The following is a 7,035-nucleotide window of genomic DNA, read 5'->3' on the forward strand; positions in this document are numbered from 1 at the left end:
CACAAAAGCTGGCGGGCTGTCGCTGTGCTCCGAACGGAACGCCGCCCGGATCGCCCTACAGTTCCCGGGCGTATCGCCGAAACTGGAACAATCCGCGATTCGTAGGGTGTCACTCGCCGAAGGCAGTGCACCGTGGTTCATCGGCGCGACACAAATTCTGGCGGGCTGTCGCTGCGCTCCGAGGCCGCCCTACCTGCAGGCAGTGCACCATGGTTCATCGGCGCGACACAAATCCGGCGGGTTGTCGCGTCGCTCCGAACGGAACACCGCCCGGGCCGCGGCGTTGAAACGTTCATCGGCCGCTGGCTATGACCCAGATCAACGTCGCTGCGCTTGAAACTCGCACAATCGTCCTCATCTAGTCTTCATCTCGGCAGGCTTTCAATACAGGGGTGTCCATCGCGCCGGCCTGCTCTCAAAAGGAAGGATGACGCAATGCGAATCGACCGATTGACCAGCAAGTTGCAACTTGCGCTATCCGACGCCCAGTCCCTGGCCGTCGGCCTCGACCATGCCGCTATCGAACCGCTGCACCTGATGCAGGCGCTGCTCGAGCAGCAGGGCGGCTCGATCAAGCCGCTGCTGATGCAGGTCGGCTTCGACGTAGGCAGCCTGCGCCAGGCACTGAGCAAAGAACTCGATCATCTGGGCAAGATCCAGAACCCGACCGGCGACGTCAACCTGTCCCAGGATCTGGCGCGCCTGCTCAATCAGGCCGACCGCCTGTCGCAGCAGAAGGGCGACCAGTTCATCTCCAGCGAACTGGTGCTGCTTGCCGCGCTGGACGAAGGCACCAAACTGGGCAAGTTGCTGCTCGCCCAGGGCGTGAGCAAGAAAGCCTTGGAAAACGCCATCAGCAACCTGCGCGGCGGCGATGCGGTGAACGACCCGAATGCCGAGGAATCCCGCCAGGCCCTGGATAAATACACCATTGACCTGACCAAGCGTGCCGAAGAGGGCAAGCTGGATCCGGTGATCGGTCGCGACGACGAGATCCGACGCACCATCCAGGTGTTGCAGCGCCGCACCAAGAACAACCCGGTACTGATCGGTGAGCCGGGCGTGGGCAAGACCGCGATCGTCGAAGGCCTGGCCCAGCGCATCGTCAACGGCGAGGTGCCGGATGGCCTGAAGGACAAGCGCGTGCTGTCGCTGGACATGGGTTCGCTGATCGCCGGTGCCAAGTTCCGTGGCGAGTTCGAGGAGCGCCTGAAAGCGGTGCTCAACGAGCTGGGCAAGCAGGAAGGGCGGATCATCCTGTTTATCGACGAAATCCACACCATGGTTGGCGCCGGCAAGGCCGAGGGCTCCATGGACGCCGGCAATATGCTCAAGCCGGCCTTGGCCCGCGGCGAGCTGCATTGTGTCGGCGCCACCACCCTCGACGAGTACCGTCAGTACATCGAGAAGGATGCCGCTCTGGAACGGCGCTTCCAGAAGGTGCTGGTCGATGAGCCGAGCGAGGAAGACACCATCGCCATCCTCCGTGGCCTCAAGGAACGCTATGAGGTGCACCACAAGGTGGCGATCACCGACGGCGCGATCATCGCCGCGGCCAAGCTCAGCCATCGCTACATCACCGATCGCCAGCTGCCGGACAAGGCCATCGACCTGATCGACGAGGCGGCCAGCCGCATCCGCATGGAAATCGACTCCAAGCCGGAAGTGCTCGATCGTCTGGAGCGGCGCCTGATCCAGCTCAAGGTCGAAGCCCAGGCGTTGAAGAAAGAGGACGACGAGGCGGCGATCAAGCGCCTGGAGAAACTCAAGGAAGACATCGCCCGGCTGGAGCGCGAGTACGCCGATCTTGAAGACATCTGGAAGGCGGAAAAGGCCGAGGTGCAAGGCTCGGCGCAGATCCAGGAGAAAATCGAGCAGTCGCGCCAGGAGCTGGAAACGGCGCGGCGCAAGGGTGATCTCAATCGCATGGCCGAGCTGCAGTACGGCATCATTCCGGATCTGGAGCGCAGCCTGCAGATGGTTGACCAGCACGGCAAGACCGAGAACCAGCTGCTGCGCAGCAAGGTCACCGAGGAAGAAATTGCCGAAGTGGTGTCCAAGTGGACCGGTATCCCGGTCTCCAAGATGCTCGAAGGCGAGCGCGACAAGCTGCTGAAGATGGAAGGCCTGCTGCATCAGCGGGTGATCGGCCAGAACGAAGCGGTGGTCGCCGTAGCCAGCGCGGTACGGCGTTCGCGCGCCGGGCTGTCCGATCCGAACCGGCCGAGCGGCTCCTTCCTCTTCCTCGGCCCGACCGGGGTGGGCAAGACCGAGCTGTGCAAGGCCCTGGCCGAGTTCCTCTTCGACACCGAGGAGGCGCTGGTGCGCATCGACATGTCCGAGTTCATGGAGAAACATTCCGTGTCGCGGCTGATCGGTGCTCCACCCGGCTATGTCGGCTACGAGGAGGGCGGTTACCTGACCGAGGCGGTTCGCCGCAAACCCTACTCGGTGATCCTGATGGACGAGGTGGAGAAGGCCCACCCGGACGTATTCAACATCCTTCTGCAGGTCATGGAAGACGGCCGCCTGACCGACAGCCACGGACGCACCGTCGACTTCAAGAACACCGTGATCGTGATGACCTCCAACCTCGGCTCCGCGCAGATCCAGGAGCTGGTCGGTGATCGCGAGGCGCAACGGGCGGCGGTGATGGATGCAGTGAGCACGCACTTCCGCCCTGAATTTATCAACCGTATCGATGAGGTGGTGATCTTCGAGCCGCTGGCTCGCGAGCAGATTGCCGGCATCGCGCTGATCCAGCTGAACCGTTTGCGCCAGCGTCTGGCCGAGCGCGAGCTGAGTCTGGAGTTGAGCGACGAGGCTTTGGACAAGCTGGTCGCCATCGGTTACGACCCGGTCTACGGCGCGCGGCCGCTGAAGCGGGCGATCCAGCGCTGGATCGAAAACCCGCTGGCGCAGTTGATCCTTGCCGGCAAGTTCGGCCCCGGCAGCACCGTGACCGGCACGGTCGAAAACGACGAAATCGTCTTCGTCTAAGCCCGTTGCACTGACTACGCCCCGTCACGGTCAGCGCCGTGACGGGGCGTTTTTTATGCGCTTAGCCTACGCGGCCCGTGCCATCCTACGGATCATTGGATCATCAACATGGTCGGCTGGTGTCGTATCAATCATGAAATGTCGGATCACTGTAGGGTGGGTTAGCGGCGCCAACCTCCGAGCGATCAGGCACCGCCATCGTGGCGCGCCGCGTAACCCACCAGGCGATATCCCTGCGTTGCGCCGATGGTGGGTTACGGCGCAACGGATCTTGCTGGTTCATCGCTATCGGCAGCGTGCGCCTAACCCACCCTACAGGGGATCGCGGTACACGGGTAAGACCGCGATTGACCGACATTTCAAAGTTGTCGTGACACTTGCGCTTTAAAGATGCTTGAGCAGCTCATCCAGCGCCGTGGCCTGGTCTTGTTCCAGGTCGATAATATGAAAGCCCGCCCAGCAGTGTTGGCCGTCAGCGCCGGGGCGGCTCCATAGGCAGTCGGCGTGTAGCTGGATCTCACCGACTCCGTCGATCACTTGCTCGCTGACCAGGCGGCATTCGACCACGGTATTCGCACGGTGCGGCTTGTCGCTGAACAGCATGAAGCCGTCGGCAGAAAGGTCTGCCACACGGCCGAGGCGCTGGCCGGTATGCAGGTCGAAGACTTCCAGCTGCAGCTCGGCGTTATGACGGCTGTGCTGACGACGATCTTCCATGGAGGCTCCTTGTGGGTGGTCTAGTGGGTTTTGCTCGTGCGCCCGGCGACGCGCTGCAGGACACGATAAATGGCGCTGAGGGCACGATCCACCAGCGGGGCGTCGTTTTCAGGTGGAACGATGCGGGCCAGACCCTGTTCCATTTCGGTTGCCAGTTGGGTCAGTGGTTTGATCGCTGCCCGTTGGCCGCTGTGATCGACAAACATGTAATTGCGCGTGGTCGGACTGAACCAGGAGAGCTTGAGCAGGAGGGGTTGATTGTCCATGAGGAATTCGAACCAAGTACCGAACTCGATTTGCATCAGCTCTTTGGCGAATGTTTGCGCGCGTACAGACAGGCCGGATTCGCGCGGCGCCAGAGAGGCGAGCATGGCGTCCTCGCCGAGCATGGCGCCGAGTGTGCTCGGCGCCAATTGCGGGGTGAAGGTGTCGGCGAGCTGCGGCTGCTTGGCTTGTGCCGCGTACTGGCAGGCGACCAGGTCCTGCAACAGGCGGCGAATGCCGTCCTCGTGGTAGCCACCGAGCAGTTGCAGGCCTTTACGCAAATCATCCAGCAGCGTCATGCGTAGCGCTTGCAGTTGCTGGCGGCCGCTTTCATCAAGTGGCGTGCCGCTCCAGGCCAGTTGTTCGGCCACTTCGCAGGCGCGTTGCCACTCGCTGCTGCTCTCGCCATGGCGGAGCAGCACGAACACCAGAACATCGGCCCAGGTCAGTTCGAGGAAGTTGCGGATGATCCCTGGTGTCTGGCGTTGGTTCAGGCTGCGGGCAATCACGTCGAGGGCCTGCTGACGGGCGCCCAGCAGTTTGTCGCGACCCTTGGCGGCTTCCACGGCGCGGTGTTCGCGCAGTTCGACCTTGTGCTTGAGGGTGGCGGTGTATTGGTCAAACTGTTCGAGTAGCGCCTGAAACAGCAATGGAGCGTTGTTGTCCGCGCTGACCACCCGCTCCACCACCCACTGCATCTTGGCCAGCAGGGCGTGTTCGTTGGTTTCGCCACCATAGAGTACGCCCGCCTTGGCCATGCTGTTGAGCAGGCGGCGAGCCGGATGCTGGTGCTGGGTGAACAGCGCCTTGTCTTGCAGCGCCACTTTCAGATAGGGCGTGTGCAGGTGGGAGAGGAGGGTCTTGTAGCTGTCGTTCAGGCAGCTGTCGTCGAGGATGAAGTCGAACAGCATGCCGACCAGGTCGATCACATCGGTTTCCTGATCCGACAGTTTCTGTTGGCCAGGGCGTTGGCTGAAGACTTCCAGTTGTCGCTGCAAATCGGCTTTCAAGCTGTCGACCTGCTGTGGGCGCTGCAGGCGCTGCGCCAGCTCATCGGCAGATTGGCGTTGCATGCGGTTCAGGGCCTCGAGCAGATCGCTGGCGCTGTAAGTACTGGTAGCGTTGCGCGGGGCGTAGCTGGCGATGCTGCGGGTGCCGCCGAGCAGTGGGGCATCAATGTTACGTTGGCGATGTTTGCCGAGCAGGGCGGTCAGGCCCTCTAGCAGCGCCATCGGGTTGCTGGGGGGAGGTCCGTCGAGATCGAGCGGCTGTGCCGGGGCTGAGCTGTGGGTCGCGTGTGCCGAGGGCGGGGCGGTGGCCTGAGGGTCGCCGTCCCCGGGCCGTGCCTCCCCTGCGTCGGGCGTGCTCTCGATCCTGTCGGGGCGCTCTGGATTGGTGGTGCGCTGGGCAGTGTATTTGAAGTTGGGTAGTACGCCCGCGTCCACCAGGCGCTGATTGAGGGCGCTATAGACGGTGTCCAGGCTGAGCATCACGTGCTTGTCGAACAGGCTGTAGAGGATGGCTTTGATCTGCAGTTGCAGTGGGCTGGGGGCCAAGGCCTGGCGAAATGCCAGGGCAATCATCTGCGGGCCGAAGGGGTTGTTCTCCTCACCCAGTTGTTGTCCATTGTTGAGCAGGGCCAGGCGCTGTTCCAGGGCAAACAGCTGTTGCGCGCAGCGTGATTTGACCTGGTTGACCATGCTGGCGATCAGCAGGCTTTCCTCGTACTCCTCGTTCTGTACCAGGGCGAGCTGTTCGGCATCCAGTTCAGCGGCGCTGGGCACAGGTTTGAGCTTGCCATCGAGAAAGTCGGAGAAATTCTGCGAGATTTTCTGGTGGTAGCTTCGCTCGATCTGTGGCCGCTGCTTGCGAATCTCGCGCATGCTGTCGAAAAACAGGTTTTGCACCTGATTGTTCTCGGCTTTTTCCGCGTACTCGAACAAGGTGTCATCGACCTGAGCGAAAACCCCCGTGAGTTGCTCCGCCAATCGGTTCATTACCAGCTTGCGACAGCTTTGCACCAACTCGCCAAAACGAGGCTGAATGCCACGGCTGGCCAAGGTTGGCGCCGGTTTTTGCGTGCTTGGTGGTATGTCCTGGTTGCTCATGGACTTTCCTGATTGAGGCCTTGTGGCTAACACATCCTGCGTGGAGCACACTCAAAGAAGATATAGCAGGCCGTCAGCCACGTGCAAAGCATTGTCATAAAAGCAATTTAAGGGGTTGACAGGCGGCTGCGGAAACGTAAAATGGCGCGCCTCAGACACGGGAAACGGTTCACGCCGAAGCCTAGTAGAAGAGAACTGAAAGCACGAAGTTCCGCGATAGCTCAGTCGGTAGAGCAAATGACTGTTAATCATTGGGTCCCAGGTTCGAGTCCTGGTCGCGGAGCCAATCTTTCAATCGGGGTATAGCGCAGTCCGGTAGCGCGCCTGCTTTGGGAGCAGGATGTCGGGAGTTCGAATCCCCCTACCCCGACCATTTTTGGGTCGTTAGCTCAGTTGGTAGAGCAGTTGGCTTTTAACCAATTGGTCGTAGGTTCGAATCCCACACGACCCACCATTTTCACCTGCAGTTGTTTGCAGCGTTGAATCTTAAGGTTGAGATGAGATGTTCATCGGCAACCATAAAAAAGCGCCCTTCGGGGCGCTTTTTTTATGCGTGCGATTTGTCATGGGCTCCCCGACGATAGCCGGCTTGAAGTGGCGATCTGTTCGAAGGCAGGGCGGTCCGGGCGGCGTTCCGTTAGGTGGTAGGGCGGCCTCGGAGCGCAGCGACAGCCCGCCAGCTTTGTGCCGCGCCGGTGAACCATGGTGCACTGCCTGCGGCGAGTGACACCCTACTGATTGCGGGTTATGTCAGATCGTGCGTTCGGCGACGTTCCGTAGGGCGGCCTCGGAGCGCAGCGACAGCCCGCCAGTTTTTGTGCCGCGCCGGTGAACCAATGGTGCACTGCCTGCGGCGAGTGACACCCTACTGATTGCGGGTTATGTCAGATCGTGCGTTCGGCGACGTTCCGTAGGGCGGCCTCGGAGCGCAGCGACAGCCCGCCAG

Annotated in this window: 3 protein-coding genes and 3 tRNA genes; 4 read left to right on the top strand and 2 right to left on the bottom strand. The window is 61.5% G+C overall.

The features are described 5' to 3' along the window. Nucleotides 1–435: 435 nt before the first annotated feature. Nucleotides 436–3,000: an ATP-dependent chaperone ClpB gene (gene clpB, locus R3355_RS19330; RefSeq protein ID WP_318962664.1), complete on the top strand. Its 2,565-nt coding sequence runs from the start codon at nucleotides 436–438 to the stop codon at nucleotides 2,998–3,000. 384 nt (nucleotides 3,001–3,384) lie between these two features. Here clpB and R3355_RS19335 read toward each other — a convergent pair whose 3' ends face one another. Beyond that, nucleotides 3,385–3,717, bottom strand: a complete 333-nt coding sequence (locus tag R3355_RS19335) for a PilZ domain-containing protein (protein ID WP_318962665.1) — start codon at nucleotides 3,715–3,717, stop codon at nucleotides 3,385–3,387. A 20-nt stretch (nucleotides 3,718–3,737) separates the two neighbouring features. Continuing rightward, complete coding sequence (locus R3355_RS19340) at nucleotides 3,738–6,089, bottom strand: DUF1631 domain-containing protein (protein ID WP_318962666.1); 2,352 nt, start codon at nucleotides 6,087–6,089, stop codon at nucleotides 3,738–3,740. 210 nt (nucleotides 6,090–6,299) lie between these two features. Between R3355_RS19340 and R3355_RS19345 the strand changes: the two genes are divergently transcribed. The 3 genes from R3355_RS19345 to R3355_RS19355 all read left to right on the top strand — a co-directional run bounded on the left by R3355_RS19345 (nucleotide 6,300) and on the right by R3355_RS19355 (nucleotide 6,543). Continuing rightward, a tRNA-Asn gene (locus R3355_RS19345) sits at nucleotides 6,300–6,375 on the top strand. 10 nt (nucleotides 6,376–6,385) lie between these two features. After that, nucleotides 6,386–6,462 (top strand) — tRNA-Pro (locus R3355_RS19350). 5 nt (nucleotides 6,463–6,467) lie between these two features. Next, nucleotides 6,468–6,543, top strand: a tRNA-Lys gene (locus tag R3355_RS19355). Nucleotides 6,544–7,035: the final 492 nt, after the last annotated feature.

This window comes from Pseudomonas sp., assembly GCF_033723075.1.
Classification (GTDB): Bacteria; Pseudomonadota; Gammaproteobacteria; order Pseudomonadales; family Pseudomonadaceae; genus Aquipseudomonas.